The organism is Mycetocola saprophilus (assembly GCF_000718085.1).
Classification (GTDB): Bacteria; Actinomycetota; Actinomycetes; order Actinomycetales; family Microbacteriaceae; genus Mycetocola; species Mycetocola saprophilus.
On sequence record NZ_JOEC01000002.1, the window covers coordinates 1,206,226 to 1,225,834 of the forward strand.

Annotated in this window: 19 protein-coding genes; 15 read left to right on the plus strand and 4 right to left on the minus strand. The window is 65.9% G+C overall.

Annotation, left to right across the window (positions count from 1 at the left end):
* Positions 1 to 15 precede the first annotated feature (15 nt).
* The 9 genes from ilvD to serA all read left to right on the plus strand — a co-directional run bounded on the left by ilvD (position 16) and on the right by serA (position 9,373).
* Positions 16 to 1,710, plus strand: coding sequence for a dihydroxy-acid dehydratase (gene ilvD, locus IE92_RS0111330; protein ID WP_030148609.1), 1,695 nt, complete (start codon positions 16 to 18; stop codon positions 1,708 to 1,710).
* 48 nt (positions 1,711 to 1,758) lie between these two features.
* Positions 1,759 to 3,576 carry an acetolactate synthase large subunit gene (locus tag IE92_RS0111335; RefSeq protein WP_030148610.1) on the plus strand — a complete coding sequence of 606 codons (1,818 nt, stop codon included), beginning with the start codon at positions 1,759 to 1,761 and terminating at the stop codon, positions 3,574 to 3,576.
* A 3-nt stretch (positions 3,577 to 3,579) separates the two neighbouring features.
* A complete protein-coding gene (gene ilvN, locus IE92_RS0111340; RefSeq protein ID WP_030148611.1) occupies positions 3,580 to 4,089 on the plus strand; it encodes an acetolactate synthase small subunit in 510 nt (169 codons plus the stop codon).
* Between the two features lie 83 nt (positions 4,090 to 4,172).
* The gene (ilvC, locus tag IE92_RS0111345) at positions 4,173 to 5,198 is read left to right on the plus strand and encodes a ketol-acid reductoisomerase (protein WP_030148612.1); all 1,026 of its coding nucleotides are present in this window, start codon (positions 4,173 to 4,175) and stop codon (positions 5,196 to 5,198) included.
* Positions 5,199 to 5,374: 176 nt separating this feature from the next.
* Positions 5,375 to 6,010 (plus strand): DUF4166 domain-containing protein, encoded by a 636-nt coding sequence (locus tag IE92_RS0111350; RefSeq protein ID WP_030148613.1) that lies wholly within the window; start codon positions 5,375 to 5,377, stop codon positions 6,008 to 6,010.
* Positions 6,011 to 6,074: 64 nt separating this feature from the next.
* A complete protein-coding gene (locus IE92_RS0111355) occupies positions 6,075 to 6,563 on the plus strand; it encodes a hypothetical protein (protein WP_030148614.1) in 489 nt (162 codons plus the stop codon).
* Positions 6,564 to 6,572: 9 nt separating this feature from the next.
* On the plus strand, positions 6,573 to 7,067 hold the full coding sequence (locus IE92_RS17375) for a hypothetical protein (protein ID WP_030148615.1): 495 nt from the start codon (positions 6,573 to 6,575) through the stop codon (positions 7,065 to 7,067).
* Complete coding sequence (locus IE92_RS17380; RefSeq protein WP_051701579.1) at positions 7,067 to 7,651, plus strand: hypothetical protein; 585 nt, start codon at positions 7,067 to 7,069, stop codon at positions 7,649 to 7,651. Before IE92_RS17375 ends, IE92_RS17380 begins: the two co-directional genes overlap by 1 nt.
* A gap of 132 nt (positions 7,652 to 7,783) precedes the next feature.
* Positions 7,784 to 9,373, plus strand: coding sequence for a phosphoglycerate dehydrogenase (gene serA, locus IE92_RS0111370; protein ID WP_030148617.1), 1,590 nt, complete (start codon positions 7,784 to 7,786; stop codon positions 9,371 to 9,373).
* A 77-nt stretch (positions 9,374 to 9,450) separates the two neighbouring features.
* Here serA and IE92_RS0111375 read toward each other — a convergent pair whose 3' ends face one another.
* The 3 genes from IE92_RS0111375 to IE92_RS0111385 form a co-directional block, all read right to left on the minus strand.
* A complete protein-coding gene (locus IE92_RS0111375) occupies positions 9,451 to 9,633 on the minus strand; it encodes a YegP family protein (RefSeq protein WP_030148618.1) in 183 nt (60 codons plus the stop codon).
* A 337-nt stretch (positions 9,634 to 9,970) separates the two neighbouring features.
* Positions 9,971 to 10,630, minus strand: a complete 660-nt coding sequence (locus IE92_RS0111380) for a hypothetical protein (RefSeq protein WP_030148619.1) — start codon at positions 10,628 to 10,630, stop codon at positions 9,971 to 9,973.
* A 91-nt stretch (positions 10,631 to 10,721) separates the two neighbouring features.
* Positions 10,722 to 11,276: a TetR/AcrR family transcriptional regulator gene (locus IE92_RS0111385; RefSeq protein WP_030149590.1), complete on the minus strand. Its 555-nt coding sequence runs from the start codon at positions 11,274 to 11,276 to the stop codon at positions 10,722 to 10,724.
* 89 nt (positions 11,277 to 11,365) lie between these two features.
* Between IE92_RS0111385 and IE92_RS0111390 the strand changes: the two genes are divergently transcribed.
* Positions 11,366 to 12,883: an MFS transporter gene (locus IE92_RS0111390; protein WP_030148621.1), complete on the plus strand. Its 1,518-nt coding sequence runs from the start codon at positions 11,366 to 11,368 to the stop codon at positions 12,881 to 12,883.
* Positions 12,884 to 12,933: 50 nt separating this feature from the next.
* Here the strand turns inward: IE92_RS0111390 and IE92_RS0111395 are convergent, their stop codons facing one another.
* Positions 12,934 to 14,175 (minus strand): NAD(P)/FAD-dependent oxidoreductase, encoded by a 1,242-nt coding sequence (locus IE92_RS0111395; RefSeq protein ID WP_030148622.1) that lies wholly within the window; start codon positions 14,173 to 14,175, stop codon positions 12,934 to 12,936.
* A gap of 212 nt (positions 14,176 to 14,387) precedes the next feature.
* On the opposite strand from IE92_RS0111395, the gene IE92_RS0111400 reads away from it, so the two are divergent.
* From IE92_RS0111400 to IE92_RS0111420, 5 genes are all read left to right on the plus strand, one after another.
* A complete protein-coding gene (locus IE92_RS0111400; RefSeq protein ID WP_051701578.1) occupies positions 14,388 to 15,875 on the plus strand; it encodes a glycosyltransferase family 39 protein in 1,488 nt (495 codons plus the stop codon).
* Positions 15,872 to 16,384: a hypothetical protein gene (locus IE92_RS0111405; RefSeq protein WP_030148624.1), complete on the plus strand. Its 513-nt coding sequence runs from the start codon at positions 15,872 to 15,874 to the stop codon at positions 16,382 to 16,384. Before IE92_RS0111400 ends, IE92_RS0111405 begins: the two co-directional genes overlap by 4 nt.
* A gap of 74 nt (positions 16,385 to 16,458) precedes the next feature.
* Positions 16,459 to 17,517 (plus strand): 3-isopropylmalate dehydrogenase, encoded by a 1,059-nt coding sequence (locus IE92_RS0111410; RefSeq protein ID WP_030148625.1) that lies wholly within the window; start codon positions 16,459 to 16,461, stop codon positions 17,515 to 17,517.
* Between the two features lie 19 nt (positions 17,518 to 17,536).
* Positions 17,537 to 18,646 (plus strand): branched-chain amino acid aminotransferase, encoded by a 1,110-nt coding sequence (locus IE92_RS0111415; RefSeq protein ID WP_030148626.1) that lies wholly within the window; start codon positions 17,537 to 17,539, stop codon positions 18,644 to 18,646.
* A 74-nt stretch (positions 18,647 to 18,720) separates the two neighbouring features.
* Positions 18,721 to 19,488, plus strand: a complete 768-nt coding sequence (locus tag IE92_RS0111420; RefSeq protein WP_030148627.1) for a fumarylacetoacetate hydrolase family protein — start codon at positions 18,721 to 18,723, stop codon at positions 19,486 to 19,488.
* Positions 19,489 to 19,609 lie beyond the last annotated feature (121 nt).

The following is a 19,609-nucleotide window of genomic DNA, read 5'->3' on the forward strand; positions in this document are numbered from 1 at the left end:
TCCTAGACTCTCTTTATGTCCGAGATTGACCTGAAGCCGCGAAGTCGCGCAGTAACCGATGGAATCGAAGCCACCACGTCCCGAGGCATGCTCCGTGCCGTCGGAATGGGAGACGCCGACTGGGACAAACCCCAGATTGGTATCGCGTCCTCGTGGAACGAAATTACCCCGTGTAACCTCTCGCTTGACCGGCTTGCTCAGGGCGCCAAGGAAGGCGTCCACTCCGGTGGCGGATACCCGCTCCAGTTCGGCACCATCTCCGTCTCCGACGGTATCTCGATGGGTCACGAGGGCATGCACTTCTCGCTCGTCTCGCGCGAGGTCATCGCCGACTCGGTCGAGACCGTGGTCATGGCCGAGCGTCTCGACGGCACCGTGCTGCTGGCCGGCTGTGACAAGTCGCTGCCCGGCATGCTGATGGCCGCCGCCCGCCTCGACCTGGCCAGCGTCTTCCTCTACGCCGGATCGATCGCCCCGGGTTGGGTCAAGCTCTCCGACGGCACCGAGAAGGACGTCACGATCATCGACGCCTTCGAGGCCGTGGGTGCCTGCAAGGCCGGAACCATGAGCGAGGAAGACCTCAAGCGCATCGAGTGCGCGATCGCCCCGGGTGAGGGTGCCTGCGGTGGTATGTACACCGCCAACACCATGGCCTCGGTCGCCGAAGCCCTGGGCATGAGCCTCCCCGGCTCGGCCGCGCCGCCCTCGGCCGACCGTCGCCGCGACTACTTCGCCCACCGCTCGGGCGAGGCCGTGGTCAACATGCTGCGCCTGGGCATCACCGCCCGCGACATCCTGACCAAGAAGGCGTTCGAGAACGCCATCGCCGTGGCCATGGCCTTCGGCGGTTCGACCAACGTCGTGCTGCACCTGCTGGCCATCGCCCGCGAGGCCGAGGTTGACCTGACCCTGGACGACTTCAACCGCATCGGCGACAAGGTTCCCCACATCGGTGACCTCAAGCCCTTCGGTAAGTACGTTATGAACGACGTGGACCGCCACGGTGGTATCCCCGTCGTGATGAAGGCGCTGCTGGACGCCGGCCTGCTGCACGGTGACGCGCTCACCGTGACCGGCAAGACCGTGGCCGAGAACCTGGCCGAGCTGAACCCCGACCCGCTGGACGGCGAGGTCATCCGCACCCTGGACAACCCCATCCACGCCACCGGTGGCCTGACGATCCTGCACGGTTCGTTTGCCCCCGAGGGTGCCGTGGTGAAGACCGCCGGCTTCGACGCCGAAATCTTCGAGGGACCCGCCCGGGTGTTCGAGCGCGAGCGAGGTGCCATGGACGCACTGACCGAGGGCAAGATCCAGGCCGGAGACGTAGTGGTTATCCGCTATGAGGGCCCCAAGGGTGGACCGGGTATGCGCGAGATGCTGGCCATCACCGCGGCCATCAAGGGTGCGGGACTCGGAAAAGATGTACTACTATTAACGGACGGTCGATTCTCAGGCGGCACAACCGGACTGTGCATCGGCCACATAGCACCCGAAGCAGTGGACGCAGGTCCTATTGCATTCGTGCGCGATGGTGATCTCATTCGGGTCAATATCGCAGCTCGCTCTCTTGACCTACTTGTCGAGGAGTCCGAGCTGGCCGCCCGCCGTGAAGGCTGGGCACCGCTTCCCCCGCGCTATACCCGTGGCGTACTCGCAAAATACTCTAAGCTCGTTCGATCGGCCGCAGAAGGCGCGATCACCGGCTAGTTTTGCGTCCCCAGTCAGATCATCATCACTTGAGGAATCATTTGTCACATGTCAGCTGACACTCCCACCCCACGTCCCCAATCCGATAGCCCGATCCCGGGCCCCGCACGCACCGACACCCCGGTGCTGACCGGTGCCCAGGCGGTTGTGCGCACGCTGGAACTGCTGGGGGTGACCGACGTGTTCGGTCTCCCCGGCGGGGCCATCCTGCCGGTCTACGACCCGCTGATGGACTCCACCGAGCTGCGCCACATCCTCGTTCGTCACGAGCAGGGTGCCGGCCACGCCGCCCAGGGATACGCCGCGGCCACCGGCAAGCTCGGTGTCTGCATCGCAACCAGCGGTCCCGGTGCCACCAACCTGGTGACCGCGATCGCCGATGCCCACATGGACTCGGTCCCGATGCTCGCGATCACCGGTCAGGTGTTCTCGAACCTGATGGGAACCGACGCGTTCCAGGAGGCCGACATCGTGGGTATCACGATGCCAATCACCAAGCACTCCTTCCTGGTGAAGGACGCCAAGGACATTCCGGCAACCCTGGCCGCGGCGGCTCACATCGCCACGACCGGTCGTCCCGGCCCCGTCCTGGTGGACATCACCAAGGATGCACAGCAGGACTCGGTGCCCTTCATTTGGCCGGTCACCCTCGACCTGCCCGGCTACCGTCCGGTCACCAAGGCGCACGGCAAGCAGATCAACGCCGCCGCGCAGCTGATCCTCGAAGCCAAGCGTCCGGTGTTCTACGTGGGCGGCGGCGTGATCCGCGGCCGCGCCTCGGAGGAGCTCCTGGAGCTGGCCGAGCGCACAGGCGTGCCGATCGTCACCACCCTGATGGCCCGCGGTGCCTTCCCGGACTCGCACCCGCAAAACCTGGGTATGCCCGGCATGCACGGAACGGTTCCCGCTGTGCTCGCGCTGCAGGAATCCGACCTGATCGTGGCCCTCGGCGCCCGCTTCGATGACCGCGTTACCGGCAAGGCGGACCTGTTCGCCCCCGACGCCAAGGTTGTGCACGTGGACATCGACCCGGCAGAGATCTCCAAGATCCGGATCGCCGATGTGCCGATCGTGGGCGATGTGAAGGACGTCATCGGCGACCTCTCCGCCGCCTACGCCCAGGCCCTGCCCGAGACCACCCCGGACATCGCCGAGTGGTGGACCCGCCTGAACGGTCTGCTCGCCGAGTTCCCGCTGGGATACGCGCCGACCACCGACGGCCTGCTCGCCCCGCAGCACGTGATCTCGCGGATCGGTGAACTCACCGGCTCCGAGGGTACGTTCGTGTCGGGTGTGGGTCAGCACCAGATGTGGGCCGCACAGTTCATCAAGTATGAGCGTCCCAACGGCTGGATCAACTCCGGTGGTGCCGGCACCATGGGCTACGCGGTTCCCGCCGCGATGGGTGCCAAGGTTGCCGAACCCGAGCGTGTGGTGTGGGCGATTGACGGGGACGGCTGTTTCCAGATGACCAATCAGGAGCTCGCCACCTGCCGCCTCAACAACATCCCGATCAAGGTCGCGGTGATCAACAACTCCTCGCTGGGCATGGTGCGCCAGTGGCAGACGCTGTTCTACGACGGACGCCACTCCAACACCGACCTCAACACCGGCCACGACACCGTGCGCATCCCCGACTTCCTGAAGCTCGCGGACGCGTATGACTGCCTGGGCATCCGGGTCGAGCGTGAGGACCAGATCGACGCCGCCATCAAGCTCGCGCTGGAAACCAACGACCGCCCCGTGGTCATCGACTTCGTCGTCTCGGCGGACTCGATGGTGTGGCCGATGGTCCCGCAGGGAGTATCCAATAGTTTTGTTCAGTACGCCCGGGAGCACGCTCCCGCATTCGATGAGGAGGTCTAAGCCATGTCGCGTCACGTTCTCAGCCTCCTCGTGGAGGACAAGCCGGGTCTGCTGACCCGCGTTGCCGGTCTGTTTGCCCGTCGCGGATTCAACATCGAGTCGCTCGCGGTGGGTGCCAGCGAGGTCGAAGGCCTCTCGCGCATCACCGTGGTCGCCGAGGTCGAGGGCCTGCCCCTTGAGCAGGTCACCAAGCAGCTCAACAAGCTGATCAACGTGATCAAGATTGTGGAGCTGGACCCGACCCAGTCGGTGGAGCGCGAACACATGCTGATCAAGGTTCGGGTGGATAACACCACCCGCTCTCAGGTGCTCGAAGCCGTGAACCTGTTCCGTGCCCGGGTGGTCGATGTGGCCACCGACGCCCTGGTGATCGAGGTCACCGGAGACACCGGCAAGACCCAGGCGTTCCTCCGTGTCCTCGAACCCTTCGGGATCAAGGAGCTTGCACAGTCGGGCCTGCTCGCCATCGGACGCGGTTCCAAGTCCATCACCGAGCGCGTTTTCAAACACTAAATTTCCGTGCCCCAACGGGGAACACGGTCCACCACTTGCGGATCCGCACCGGCGGCCGCGGGATCAAACAAGGAGAATAACCAGTGACTGAGATTGTCTACGACCAGGACGCCGACCTGACGCTCATTCAGGGCAAGAAGGTAGCCATCATTGGCTACGGCTCGCAGGGCCACGCACACGCGCTCAACCTCCGGGACTCGGGCGTTGAGGTCGTTATCGGCCTCAAGGACGGATCCAAGTCCATCAACAAGGCCGAAGAGGCCGGCTTCGCCGTCAAGAACGTTGCCGACGCCGCCGAGTGGGCCGACTTCATCATGATCCTGGCGCCGGACCAGCACCAGCGCTCGATCTACACCGAGTCGGTCAAGGACAAGCTGACCGAGGGCAAGACCTTGGCCTTCGCCCACGGCTTCAACATCCGTTTCGGTTACATCGAGGCACCCGCCGGTGTCGACGTTGTGCTGATCGCCCCGAAGGCTCCGGGCCACACCGTGCGTCGCGAGTTCGTCGCCGGCCGCGGAATCCCGGACATCGTTGCCGTTGAGGTAGACGCCACCGGCACCGCCTGGGACATCGCCCTGTCCTACGCCAAGGCCATCGGTGGAACCCGCGCCGGTGTCATCAAGACCACCTTCACCGAGGAGACCGAGACCGACCTGTTCGGTGAGCAGGCTGTTCTCTGCGGTGGCGTTTCGCAGCTGGTTCAGTACGGCTTCGAGACCCTGACCGAGGCCGGCTACCAGCCGCAGATCGCCTACTTCGAGGTGCTGCACGAGCTCAAGCTCATCGTGGACCTGATGTGGGAGGGTGGCATCGCCAAGCAGCGCTGGTCGGTCTCCGACACCGCCGAGTACGGCGACTACGTCTCCGGCCCCCGCGTGATCACCCCCGAGGTCAAGGAGAACATGAAGGCCGTTCTCTCCGACATCCAGACCGGTGCATTCGCCAAGCGCTTCATCGACGACCAGGACAACGGCGGCAAGGAGTTCCTGGAGCTCCGTGCCAAGGCCGAGCAGCACCCGATCGAGACCACCGGTCGCGAGCTGCGTTCGCTCTTCGCCTGGAAGCAGCAGGATGAGGACTACACGGATGGTTCCGCCGCACGCTAAAAGCGTTCACGGATCGCAGCAGGATTCGGAGGTGCTCGCTACGAGGACCGACGGTTCCGCCGCACGCTAGTCGCTAGCTACTAGCCGAAACCCGCCCCGGAAGATTTCTTCCGGGGCGGGTTTGTGCGTCCTGCTAGGGTGGGCCTCAGCACCACGCGCGAAGGGGACCCGCACGCATGACCGATCCGCACACCGTTCGATCCGTGTATACCGAGGCTCTCGGTCCGGATATCGACAGGCTCAAGCCCGAGGTGCGCGAGTATGTGGTCGGTCCGGGGGAGTCCGGTGTCGGTGTGGGCACCGGCGTCTTCGATTCCGCCGGAACCAAGTTTGGCCGGCTGACCTGGCTCGCCATGCCCGTGGTGGGTCCGGCGATGCTGCTGGATCGGCACGAGAGCAACGTCCCCTTCACGATCCTCAACCAGCCCGGAACCGACGAGCACGGTGCCCCCACCCTCGCCGCCTTCCGCCTATTCCGCTTCCGCCGGGCCACCCGGGCCATGAGCGACATCCTCCTCGCCGGACCCACACCGGGCACCCTGCGCAACCGGGTGGGATCCTGGCGCGTGATCGAGATCATCCTGCGCTGCACCGCGACCGAACGCGGTCACCTGTCCCTGCGCTCGGAGGAGTGCGCGCTACGCCTTGGGCCGCTCCGCCTGCGCCTGCCGCGACTGCTCGGCGTGAGCGTGCGCGTGGAGGACGGCTGGGACTCGGAGAATAATCGCCGGACCGTGCAGGTGCTCGTGACCAATCCGCTGCTCGGCACCGTCACCAACTACCGCGGCCATTTCACCTACTCCCTGGTCTAGGTTCTAGAGAAGGACCCCTCACCCATTCCTGGTGCCGGGACACGACGGGGATGATCGGGGGAGGATGTACACCGAAACGCTGCGTGGTCCACGCGGGCTGACCTGGCTGGGTATCACGGCGGCGGTCATTGCCGCCGGATCGGAAGGCCTCATTATCGGGTCGCTGGGGTCCCTCTGGGGAACCCCCGCTTTCCCGGTGCTTGTCGCGGCGGGAATCTGGGTGCTCCTGATCCTTGGTCTTGCGAGTGCCGTGGGAATCCTGAACCGAACCACGGTGTGTGTGAGCGAGGGTGAGATTCGCGGCTATCTGTCCCCGCTGCGCGTTGTGCGCATTCCGGTAACGTCCATCGTCGCGATGCAGGAAGTCACGGTTTCGCCGCGCGCCGCGGGAGGCATTGGTTATCGTCTGATGCCGGGGCAACGGTTCTTGTTGCTGAGCGGGGGCCCCGCGGTCACGCTGACGGTGCAGAATCGACCCGCGTATACCCTGCGTTCGGAGTGTCCCGCAGAGCTGATGTCTGGCATTGGTCGAGAGGCGCGGCGCGTCCGGTAATCTGGAGGTATGAGCACCCCCTCCGATGACGACGCCCTGAGCTGGGCCGGCGACGCGACCGATGCCACGCTGGTTGGTCACAACCCGGCCGTAGCCCCCAAGAAGAAGCCCCTCAAGGAATCCACGGTCCCCGCCGCGGGCACCGAGGTGGCTCCGGGATGGCGCGTGGTGGGTGGACCCAAGGCAGAGGTTGCCGTTAACACCGGCGGCACTCAGATGAGTTCGGTGCTGCTGCTTGTGCACGGGATCCTCGCCGGCGTGTACCTGCTCTACATGATCGGTTGGCTGCTGTCGATTGGAACCATCGTCTTTGGTGGGGCCGATCCGCTGGCCACCGGGATGACCTCGATCGGTAAGATTTTCGCGGTGCTGGCCCCTGCCCTGTGGTTTGGTGCGACCCTGTGGAACACCCGTCATGCCGAGTCGCTGCGCTGGCGCGTGGTGGCTCTCGTCGTGGGTGCCATCGTGCTGGCCCCGATTCCCTTCCTGCTTGGAGTGCGCTAATGACCGAATCCACCCCCGGCACCACCCCGGCCACCCCCGATGCGCGAGACGATAAGCACGTGAATGCGGGCGAGGTATCCGCGACGAACATCGCAGCTCCCGAAACCGCCTCGGGTGACACCGCCGCCACGGAGTCGCGGATCGGCGGGGTGACCCGCAACGAGGTCAACCTCGACGATGCGGCCCTGGACGATTCGGATCTTGACGAGACGGATCTGGACGATGCCGACCTCGACGCCCTGGCCACCCCGGCCGAGAAGGCGACCCCGATCTCGAAGGTTCGCCGCTGGCTGACCATCGCGATTGCCGTGGTGTTTGGCCTGCTCTTCGCCTACCAGGTGTGGGGCGGCGTGGGCAGCGCGATTACGATTCCGCGCCGGGTTTCCGAGGCCGGCGGATCGGTGTCGGCGCTCGGCTGGACCATGCTGGTGCTCAGCATCATCGTCCCGCTGATCGCGTTCTACCTCTCCTACCGGATTGGTCGTCGTCGCGGCTGGATCTCGATGATCCTCACCTATCTGGTGGGTGTGGCCGCGTCTTCCGCCATCGCCCTGAGCCTCGCCGCCGCGTTTTTCCTCGCCTAATACCACCTCGCGGTGAACGATCGTTCATGCGCGGCGTAACGGGCATGAATCACCTAGTAGAGTGTACGTACCTGGCGTCCCGATGATGCGGCGCGAGTCTTCCCAACCCTCGTTCCAGAAGGATTTGTTTTCGTGTCGAAACCCGTCGTCCTGATTGCTGAAGAACTCTCGCCCGCCACTGTCGATGCCCTCGGGCCCGACTTCGATATTCGTAACGTGGATGGCACCGACCGTCCCGCCCTGCTCTCGGCCCTGGCCGAGGCAAACGCCATTCTGGTGCGCTCGGCCACCCAGGTAGACGCCGAGGCCATTGCCGCGGCCCCGCACCTGCAGGTCATCGCCCGCGCCGGCGTGGGCTTGGACAACGTGGACATCAAGGCCGCCACCAACGCCGGTGTCATGGTGGTCAACGCCCCCACCTCGAACATCATCTCGGCCGCCGAGCTGACCGTGGGTCACATCCTCTCGCTCGCCCGTCACATCCCCGCCGCACACAACGCGCTGGCTCAGGGACAGTGGAAGCGCTCGAAGTACACCGGCACCGAGCTGTTCGAGAAGACCGTCGGTATCATCGGCCTGGGTCGCATCGGCGCGCTGATCACCGAGCGTCTGAAGGCCTTCGGCGTCAAGGTTGTGGCCTATGACCCCTACGTCACCTCGGCTCGTGCGCAGCAGCTCGGCGTGACCCTGCTGAGCCTGGACGACCTGCTCGTCCAGTCCGACTTCATCACCATCCACATGCCCCGCACCCCCGAGACCATCGGCATGATCGGTGCCGAGCAGCTCAAGGCCATGAAGAAGACCGCGTATGTGGTCAACGTGGCTCGCGGTGGCCTGATCGACGAGGACGCCCTGCACGACGCCCTGGTCGCTGGGGAAATCGCCGGTGCCGGTCTCGACGTGTTTGTGAGCGAGCCCCCCACCGACCAGAAGCTGCTGGGTCTGGAAAACATCATCGTGACCCCGCACCTGGGCGCCTCGACCGAGGAAGCACAGGAGAAGGCCGGCGTTTCGGTGGCCAAGTCCGTGCGCCTCGCCCTCGGTGGCGACCTGGTGCCGGACGCGGTGAACGTTGCCGGTGGCGTCATCGACCCCTACGTGCGTCCGGGCATCTCGCTGGTCGAGAAGCTGGGCCAGATCTTCTCCGCCCTGACCGTCTCCCCGCTCTCCAGCGTCGAGGTCGACATCCGCGGTGAGATCACCAACTTCGATGTTTCGGTGCTGAAGCTGGCCGCGCTGAAGGGTATCTTCAGCCAGGTTGTGAGCGAGTCGGTCTCCTACGTGAACGCCCCGCTGCTGGCCGAGGCCCGCGGTGTCGAGGTGCGCCTGGTCACCGACCCGGTGAGCGAGGACTTCCGCGACGTCATCACCCTGCGCGGTGCGCTGGCTGACGGGTCTCAGATCTCGGTGTCCGGTACCCTCACCGGTCCCAAGCAGATCGAGAAGCTCGTGGCCATCAACGGCTACGACATCGAGGTGCCGATCGCCGAGCACCACGTGGTCATGCTCTACACCGACCGTCCCGGAATCGTCGCCCAGTACGGTGCGCGCTTCGGTGAGGCCAACATCAACATCGCCGGCATGCAGATTGCCCGTACCGAGGCCGGCGGCCAGGCACTCACCGTGCTGACCGTGGACTCCCCGGTTTCGGAGGAGCTGCTCGAGCAGGTGCGCACCGACATCGACGCCGCGATCGTGCGCGCCGTGGGTATCACCGCGTAACACTCGAACACAGAACGGCGGGGCGGGGGGGGGAGTGCTTCTCGGGCCCGGGGTTTTGTTTTTGGTCTGTGACGACGCTACTTTTCGATCTCCACTACGGGCGATTCGGGAGCGTTGCGCCGTACCGATTCGATGCCGTTCAGCGCGCCGGACTTGGAGGCGTATCCCTCGGAAACCGCGATAATCTCGCCGTTTCCTGCCTTCAGCCGGAACCGATACTGCCCGGCCTTATCCGTGTAGAGCTCAAACTTTCCCGCCATGATGCCCCTTTCTCCGGTCCGACGCGGCGCGCCCGAATCCTGATGTCAGATTAGTTGCGTGTCGTGCGGAAAATAGCCCCCAGTGCGGGTCACGCACGCGACCCGCAGATCGTGGCGCGCGGACGGTAAGGCCGGTCTTTGGTTTCCCAGAGATGTCATGGCCAGACATTTGCGATTACACGGACTCGGGAGCGATGGGCGTATCAGGCCGCCGAGGTGCCCGCGGGCGGCGGCCCAGAGCCTGCTTGAGTTCCCGCACAAAGGCGGTGTTTGCCTCACGACTCAGGTGAGTGGCAAGAACACCCTGCATCCCATAGAGTTCGATCACCAGTGGGGGCTAAGCGGGTCGCTCCGTGGACTCCGCGAGGGTGCGGCGGATCTCGGCGGCGAGGGCCCGGGTGGCGTGCTGGGTGAGGAAGGCGGGCAGCACGTCGTGGACCCCGAGGAACCCCAGGAGGTGCTGATCGCCGGACGAATCGCGCACGGTCACGGCGATGCCGATGCGGCGATTCACGCCGGCGGTGAGGCGGCCGGTTTCCACCCGGATGAGGGAATCCGCGGGGAGGGCCAAGATCTGCTGGGCGTCTGCCCGCTCGGTCTGGAAGAACCCCAGTCCGCTGGGTTCGGCGACCAGGGCCAGGCCGTCGGCGAGTTCGCGACGGGTGAGCTCGGGTCCGCCCAGGGCCGCGAGCGCGGGGCCGAAGCTGTCGGCCGGGGTAATCCACCACACCAGGGCATCGGGGCGCTCGGTGCGCAGGGTACCGATCTTGCGGCGTGCCTTCACACTCATCAGGACCAGGATTCCAAAGCCGGCGGCGATCACCACCAGAATGCCCAGGGCGAGCACCAGGATCCGGGGGAGGGGCAGGATCTGATCCAGCACATCCAGCAGGACAAACACCAAAACGATGGCGACCGCCACGGCGAGCGCCACATAGGTGGCAAATTCGATTCGGTTTGAGCGGCGCAGGCGCGCTCGCGGGTGCGGGCGGGTCATTGCAGTTCTCCTCTTCGGGTTGGGTGGGGCGAGTGAAGTCTCAGACGGGAGTGGTTCCGGGGCTGGGCGATATCGAGCGGTTGTGCGGAAGCTAGGAGGTTCGGGAGGGGAGCAGTCGGTGAACGACCGCCAGGATAGCCTCGGCGGGCACCGCATTGGGGGTGGGCACGGTGCTGTCCTCGGGGGTGCGCAGTACCGAGTCGTAGTACATGCCGTCGCTGATCAGCATGACCGTCTCGGCAAGGACCGGATCCCCGAGCTCCTTCTCGAGCAGGGCGATGGTGTCGCGGCGGAAACGCTGGAGACAGGCGATGGCTCGGTGATCCTCCTGGGCCAGCCGGTTGAGGGCGATGGTGGCGTGGTCGAAGCGGTCATCGCTGAACAGCGAGGTGCGGATCAGGCTATCCACGACCCCGTCGGGGGAGGCTGTCATCTCGGCCAGGTACTCGGCCGAGAGACCATCGGCCCGGGCAATCAGCCCGAGGATCAGCGCGTCTCGGGAGCCGAAGTGGTAGAGCAGTCCACCCTTCGAGATGCCCGCCTGGGCGGCGCACGCCTCGATGGTGGTGGCGCGTTCCCCCTGGGTGATGAGCAGGGATTCGAACGCATCGAGGATGCGTTCTCGTGTTGTGCTCTCGGCAGCCATGTGACTCCTTTCGACTAAAAATCACGATCGTATTGATTGTATACCGTCCAGACGGTACAGTAAATGAGTTCGTAATTGAAGAGGTGAACATGCTTTCCGTCAACCGCACCGCGGCAGACTCGCTCAGCCGCACCCGCCGCTGGGCCGCACTCGTTGTGCTGATGCTCCCGGTGCTGCTCGTCTCGGTGGATAACACCGTCCTAAACTTTGCCCTCCCCGCGATCTCGGAAGCGCTGACCCCGTCGGCAACCGAGCTGCTCTGGGTGGTCGATATCTATCCGCTGATCCTCGCGGGCCTGCTGGTCCCGATGGGCAGCCTCGGCGACCGTCTGGGTCGCCGAAAACTCCTGCTGATCGGATCGATCGGCTTCGGTCTGGTCTCGGTCTTTGCCGCGTTTGCCGGATCTGCCGGGGAACTGATCCTGGCTCGCGCACTGCTGGGCTTCTTCGGCGCCATGCTGATGCCCTCGACCCTGTCGCTGCTGCGCAATATCTTTACCGACCGTAACGAGCGTCGCCTGGCGATCGCCGTCTGGGCCAGCGCGTTCTCCGCCGGAAGCGCCCTGGGACCGGTCGTGGGTGGCCTGCTGCTGGGGCACTTCCCCTGGGGCTCGGTCTTCCTGCTGGCCGTGCCCATGCTGCTGCCGCTGGTGATCCTGCTGCCGATCCTGATCCCCGAGTCCAGGGACCCCAACCCCGGCAAGATCGACTACCTGTCGATCCCGCTGGCGCTGGGTACCATGGCCCCGTTTGTGTTCTCGATCAAGACCTTCGCCGAGGGTGCCAACGTGCCCCTGGCGGTCATCACCCTGCTGATCGGTCTCGCCTGCGGTGTGACGTTTGTGCGTCGCCAGCTGCGCATCGAGAGCCCGATGCTGGACATGACCCTGTTCCGCCGTGGCCAGTTCTCCGGTGCGGTGCTGATCAACCTGCTCAGCGTGGTTGCGCTGGTGGGTGGACTGTTCTTCGTCTCGCAGCACCTGCAACTGGTGCTGGGACTCAAGCCGTTTGATGCGGCGCTGGTGCTGGTGCCCGGTCTGATCGTGATGATCATCGCGGGCCTCGGCGTGGTGCCGGTCGCCAAGCGGGTGCGTCCCTCGATCGTGATCCCGGTCGCGCTGCTCACGAGTATCGCCGGCTACGTGCTGGTGGCCCTCACCGGCGGCGATATCGGCGCCTACGAGATGATGGTGGCCTTCGCCCTGCTGGGCCTCGGTATCGGTGCCGCCGAAACCGTGTCCAACGAGCTGATCATCTCCGGGGCTCCACCCGAGAAGGCCGGGGCGGCCTCGGCCGTGTCCGAGACCGCGTATGAGCTGGGGGCGGTGCTGGGTACCGCGACGCTGGGTACCGTGCTGTCGGCCTACTACCGTGCCGGGGTGGTGCTGCCCGAGGATCTGACCCCCGAGCAGGTGCACGCCGCCGGGGAAACCCTGGGTGGCGCGGCCAACGTGGCCGAGACCCTGCCGCCCGAGCTGGCCGCGACCCTGCTGGAATCCGCCCGTCACGCCTTCGACAGTGGTGCCGGTGTGGTGGCCTGGATCGGCGCGGGTCTGGTGGCCGCCGCCGCGATCATCGGTGTGTTTACGCTGCGAAACGCCCGCTAATCTCACCCCCCCCACAGCCCCGGATGCCCCGTGCATCCGGGGTTTCGTGGTTAGCGCAGCGGGTCGAACGGGGTGAGGACCTCGGGGGAAATGCCGGTCATGATCTGCTCGGTCAGCAGCTCGGCGGTGATCGGCCCGAGCACCATGCCCCACATCCCATGCCCGCCGGCCACGTACACGCCCGGGGCCCGGGTGCGCCCGATCAGGGCGAGACCGTCGGGGGTCACCGGACGGGAGCCGACCCACTCATTCGAGCGATCATCCAGGTCGACCCCGCGAAACAGCGGGCGCACCGAGTTCACGATCGCCTGGATCCTGCGCTGCTGCAGGGGTTCGTCGGGTCCACGGAACTCCATGGTTCCGGCCACCCGTAGTCCGCCGCGGAACGGGGTGCAGGCCACCCGCTGGGTAGGGAAGTAGATGGGGCCGTGGACCGGTTCGGCGGTGGGCACGCTAAACGAGTATCCGCGACCCGCCTGCACGCGGGTACGCACCCCGAAGCGTCGGGCGAGATCCGGAAGCCAGGCACCGGTCGCGATGACCACGGCGTCGGCCGTGTGGATGGTTCCGGAGCGCGTGCGCACCCGCACCTCGCGGCGACCCCGGCCACGCTGCGGGTCGATGCGGTCCACCCGCTCGCCGGTCAGGATGGTGCCGCCGTGGTCTCGAAGCGCCCGGGCAAGATCGGCGACGAAGGGTCCCGGCGCCAGGAAGCGCTGCCCGCTCAGCGTATAGACGGCACTGACCGCGCCGGAGAGCTGGGCCGGGGCGGTGTGGACCCGTTCGAGCGTCACGTCCTGTCCGGCTCGGGCGACGCGGGCCAGCTCATCCACAAACCCGCGCGCATCGCGCCCACGCTCGAAGGCAACGGTGTACGGGGTCGCATGGGTCGGCTCGGCCACCCCGGCGGTGGCCAGGCGGTCAAAGGCGTCCAGGGCGAGGGTGTCCAGCGTGGTGAGCGCCGCCATCGTGTGGTCCCAGCGCCGGTGCGTAGCGTGGGACGCGAAGCGGGCGAGGAATCCCCAGAGGCGGGGATCGATCCGCGGGGGAATGTGCAGGGGTGCGTCGGGATCCAGCAGCGAGCGGATCGCGTTCGGCCAGATGGCTGGGTCCGCAAGGGGCATCGCCAGGCCCGGGCTGATCCATCCCGCATTGCCGAGGGAGGAACCCGCGGCCACGCCCTCCCGATCCAGGACGGTCACGGCGACCCCGCGCCGACAGAGTTCCAGGGCCGTGGCCAAACCCACCATTCCCGCACCGATCACGATCGCCGAACGCGGAGCACTACTCATGGTTCCTCCTTCTGCACCGGAGTCCTCGTTGATTCCGTGTGCCGGGCCGCGCCTTGTGGGCTGGTCCCGCCTCCATCCTCGCCGCGAACCGCGGGGAAAACAAGGGTGGTAGGGCGCTCGGCAAATATACGGGTAGGCGGCGCTAGGGTTGAGCTCTGATGCGTATCCCATCCGGGTGGCACCCCGTGAATCGGGGAGAGAAAGGACCAAGCTTGCCCGCGACCCTGCGCACCCCGTCCATCCCGCGTGTCCTGCGCGGCGTCCCCGCCCTCGCGGTCCTGCTCGGCCTGGTGGCCGCCGGAATCTCCTGGATCGGCAGCGCGATTCCCTCGTTCTGGTTCGATGAGATCGCCACGCTGATGGCCGCGCGCCTGGACGGCCCGGGGCTCTGGCAATTCCTCCAGCATAAGGATGCGGTGCACGGGCTCTACTACGCTCTGATCCACTTCTGGATCCAGGTATTTGGCGACTCCCAGGTGGCACTGCGTGGATTCTCGGCGCTCGCCGTGGGTCTGGGGACCGCGGGCCTGGTGGTGCTGGGAGCAAAGCTCGCCGGACCCCGGTTTGGCGTGATTGCCGCGCTGATTTATCTGGTCCTGCCGCGCACCACGTTCATGGGGATCGAGGGGCGCTCCTATGCACTGGGCGCGGCCCTCGTGGTGTGGGGCGTGATCGCGCTGATCTCGGCCGCCCGACGCAACACCTGGTGGTCCTGGGCGCTGTATACGGTGGTGACCATCGTCACGATCTACCTGTTCATGTATGCCGGGCTGATCCTCGCCGCACACCTCGCCTACCTGCTGTTTGCACATCGGGATCGTCGGACCCTGCTGCGCTGGGGGATCTCGACGCTGATTATTCTGGCCGCGGTGATCCCGCTGGTCCGTGCCGGTTACGGACAGCGCGGACAGATTGCCTGGCTCTCCGGGCAGCCGATCGTCAACGCCTGGACCACGCTGGTCGAGCCGTGGCTGGATGGATCCTGGCTGCTGGCGATCCTGGTGATTGTGCTGCTGGTGATTGCCGGTCGTCGCCTCCCGCAGATCCTGGCCCGGTTTGGCACGCCGCCGGTGGCGCTCGCCGCGGCCTGGGCGTTCGGTCCGCTGATCCTGATGCTGATCGCCAACTCGCTGTTTGGTCCGCTCTATACCTCCCGCTACATGTCATTCACCACCCCGGGGTTTGCGCTGCTGCTGGCGCTGGCGGCCTCGGTGTTTTCGCGGCGCTGGCTGGTGTGGGCGCTGGTCGCGGCGATCGCGCTGGCGAGCCTGCCCACCTATCTGGCCCAGCGCGGCCCCTATGCCAAACAGAACGGTAGCGATTTCCTGCAGACCGCACAGACCATCGCCGTGCACGCCTCGCCGGGGGATGCCTTCTTCCTGCAAAACGACAGGACCACCACGATCCGTCCGCGCCTGACCGTGGACGGATATCCGGCGGCGTTTGCCGGGCTGGACGACATCGCGTTTGTGCGCAGCGACATCGAACGCGGCATCTTCAACGACGTCACCCTGCCCCCACGCAAGCTGGGGAAGAGGCTGGAACACGTCGAGCGGATCTGGGTAGCCGCGGCCCTGCGCACCACCCCGGAAATCACCGAGATGAAGCGGGAGCTTGCCCGCCACGGGTTTGTGGAGCGCGAGCGCTATCCGCTGGGCCGCACCGTGGTCACCGAGTACGTCCGGGAGGAGACCCGATGAGCATCCCCACGCCGGTGCCTCCGCGCACCTCCTCGGTGTTTGCCTGGATCGCCTTCGTCTTTGTGGCGACCCTCGCCTCGATCCCGCGCTACCTGGTGTTGGTGGATCAGGTACGCACATCCACGCATAAGGAACTCCTGGCGCTGCTACGCGACCCGGTGCGCGCCGAGCAGGTTGCGACCCTGAGCGTGGTGGGCGTCGCGGTCTTCTTTGTGATCGTGTTGATCGTGGTCGCCTGCACCGGCAACGCGCTTGAGCGCCGCTTTGCCCGCCGAACCTGGCACCTGGGTCCGGTGGATATCGGCACCGGATGGGTGACCGCGGCCCTGATGACACTGCCGGTTCAGCTGGTCTGCGGGATCCTCGGCATCGGCACGGTCCCTCCGTTGGCGATGGTCTACGTCCTGATCGTGGCCGCAATCCTGCCGCCACTGCTAGCACGCCCCGAACGCCTGGGCCTCGGATACGCGGTGACGCTGCCACTCGCGGTCCTGCTTCTGCTGCAGTAACCGCGTTCCCGCGCACTCCCGCGCACGAGTAAGGTGGATTCAACAACACCCACCCCAGGCTGAGCAGGAGCATAATGTCGCGCAGTGTCAAACTTGCCGTGATTCGCGGAGACGGAATCGGACCCGAGGTTGTAGCCGAGGCGGTGAAGGTTCTCGACGCCGTCGTGGAGGGTTCCGAACTCAGCATCGACAAAACCGAGTTTTCGCTCGGCGCGGCCCGCTATCTGGAGACCGGCGATGTCCTGACCGACACCGACCTGGAGGCCATCGCCGCGCACGACGCGATCCTGCTGGGTGCCATCGGTGGCGTTCCCGGCGACCCGCGACTGCGCGATGCCAACATCGAGCGCGGCCTGCTGCTCAAGCTCCGCTTCAGCCTGGACCACTATGTCAACCTGCGCCCGACCAAGGTCTACCCGGGTGTTCCCAGCCCGCTGGCCAACGCCGGGGATGTGGACTTCGTGGTGGTTCGCGAGGGCACCGAGGGTCCGTATGTGGGCAACGGTGGCGCGATCCGTGTGGGGACCCCCGCCGAGGTCGCCAACGAGGTTTCGGTCAACACCGCCTACGGTGTCGAGCGGGTTGTCCGCCACGCGTTCGAGATCGCCACCCAGCGTCGCAATAAGTTGACCCTGGTGCACAAGACCAACGTGCTGACCTTCGCCGGCAAGCTCTGGCAGCGCATCGTCAACGAGGTGGCCACCGAGTACCCGCAGGTAACCGTGGACTACCTGCACGTGGATGCGGCAACTATCTTCTTTGTCACCGACCCTGCTAGATTTGATGTCATCGTCACGGACAACCTCTTCGGCGACATTCTCACCGATTTGGCCGGCGCAATCAGCGGCGGCATCGGACTGGCTGCCTCGGCCAACATCAACCCCGACGGCACCTTCCCCAGCATGTTCGAGCCGGTACACGGGTCCGCTCCCGACATCGCTGGGAAGCAGATCGCCGATCCCACCGCGGCGATCCTCTCCACAGCACTGCTGCTTGATCACCTCGGTGCCCCCGAACTTGCCCAGCGAGTTGTGGCCGCCGTGGACGCCGATATCGCCGGTCGTAACGGGGCCACCCGTTCCACCGCTCAGGTGGGCGACGCGATCGCCGCCCTGGTCACCGCAGCACAGTAACGTTTGAAGGATTTGAATCATGGCACATGACACCACCACCGCCCCGCTCGCGTTCTCGCACGAGGCAAACACCTCTCCGCGCAGCGCGGAGGAGGTCGCACAGATCCTTGCCAACCCGGGCTTTGGTAACCACTTCACCGACCACATGGTGCAGATCGACTGGACCGTGGAAAACGGCTGGGCCGACGCCCGCGTCATTCCCTACGGCCCGCTGATCCTCGACCCCGCCTCCTCGGTGCTGCACTACGGCCAGGAGATCTTCGAGGGTCTCAAGGTCTACCGTCACGCCGACGGATCGATCTGGACATTCCGTCCCGACCAGAACGCCGAGCGTCTGCAGCGCTCGGCCGCCCGCCTGGCCCTGCCGCAGCTCTCGGTCGCGGACTTTGTGGAGTCGGTGCGTCAGATCGTCAAGGCCGATGCGCGCTGGGTTCCCAGCGCCCCGGACACCAGCCTGTACCTGCGTCCGTTCACCATCGCCAACGAGACCTTCCTCGGTGTGCGCTCGGCTCACAAGGCCAGCTACCTAGTGATCGCCAGCCCCGCCGGTGCGTACTTCACCGGTGGTATCAAGCCGATTTCGATCTGGCTGTCCACCGAGTACTCCCGCGCCGGACGCGGCGGTACCGGTGCCGCCAAGTGCGGTGGTAACTACGCCGCCTCGCTGCTCCCGCAGGAGGAGGCATACCGCAACGGCTGCGCCCAGGTTATGTTCCTGGACGGCGAGACCGGCACCCGGATCGACGAGCTCGGCGGCATGAACGTGTTCTTCGTCCGCAACGACAAGACCGTGGTCACCCCCGAGCTCACCGGCAGCATCCTCGAGGGCATCACCCGCGCGAGCATCATCCAGCTGCTCCAGGACCGTGGCTACACGGTGGAGGAGCGCGCCATCGGCATCGATGAGTGGCGTGCGGGCGAGGCCGACGGCACCATCACCGAGGTGTTCGCCTGCGGCACCGCCGCGGTCATCACCCCGATCGGCCAGCTCAAGTCCACCGATTTCACCATCGGATCCGAGGACGCCGAGCCCGGCGAGCTGACCCTGAGCATCCGCGAGGAGCTCACCGACATTCAGTACGGTCGCCGCGAGGACCGTCACGGCTGGATGGTCCGCGTCGACGGCTAATCCAGGCATTCACGACACCGCCCCGGCTCGGAGATTCGAGTCGGGGCGGTGTCGTTCAGGTTTAGGATGGGCGCATGAAGATCGCACGTTTTAGTCACGACAATCGCATCGCCTACGGCATCATCGACGAGACCGAGATCGTGGTCCTCGACGGGGACCCCATGTACGCGGGTTTCGACACTACCGGCGAGCGTGTGCCGCTGGGCGAGGTGACCCTGCTGGCCCCGGTGATCCCGCGCTCGAAGATCGTCGCGGTGGGCAAGAACTACCGCGACCACGTGACCGAGATGGGTGGCGCGGATGCGACCCCGCCGGCCGAGCCGCTGCTGTTCTTCAAGCCCAACACCTCGGTCATCGGGCCGGAGAACCCGATCGTGATCCCGCCGATCACGAAGCGTGTGTCCTATGAGGCGGAGCTGGCGATCATCATCGGTTCGGTGGCCAAGAACGTGCCCGCCGCCGACGCCGACAAGGTCGTGTTTGGCTACACGATCGCCAACGATGTGACCGCCCGAGACCTGCAGGAATCCGACGGCCAGTGGGCCCGAGCCAAGGGCCTGGACTCGTTCTGCCCGATCGGCCCGATCGTGGAAACCGAGTTTGATCCGGCCGGCAAGCGCATCATCTCGCGCCTGAACGGCGAGGTGCGCCAGGACGGTGTGCTGGACGACATGATTCACGACATCCCCAAGATCATCGAGTACGTCAGCGCCGCCTTCACCCTGCTGCCCGGCGACATCATCCTCACCGGCACCCCCGCGGGCGTGGGCGAGATGAACCCCGGCGACCGCGTGGAGTGCGAGATCGAGGGCCTGGGCATCCTGAGTAACCCGGTGCGCTAACCCGACTCTCTCGCCGGGCCCCTCCTTCCGTATTCGCGGTCGAGGAGGGGCCCTGCTTGTTGGTTCGGGGTAATCCGTCGCGCGCCCGTTCGAAAACCGACGCGGTCCTGGGAGGGCGCAT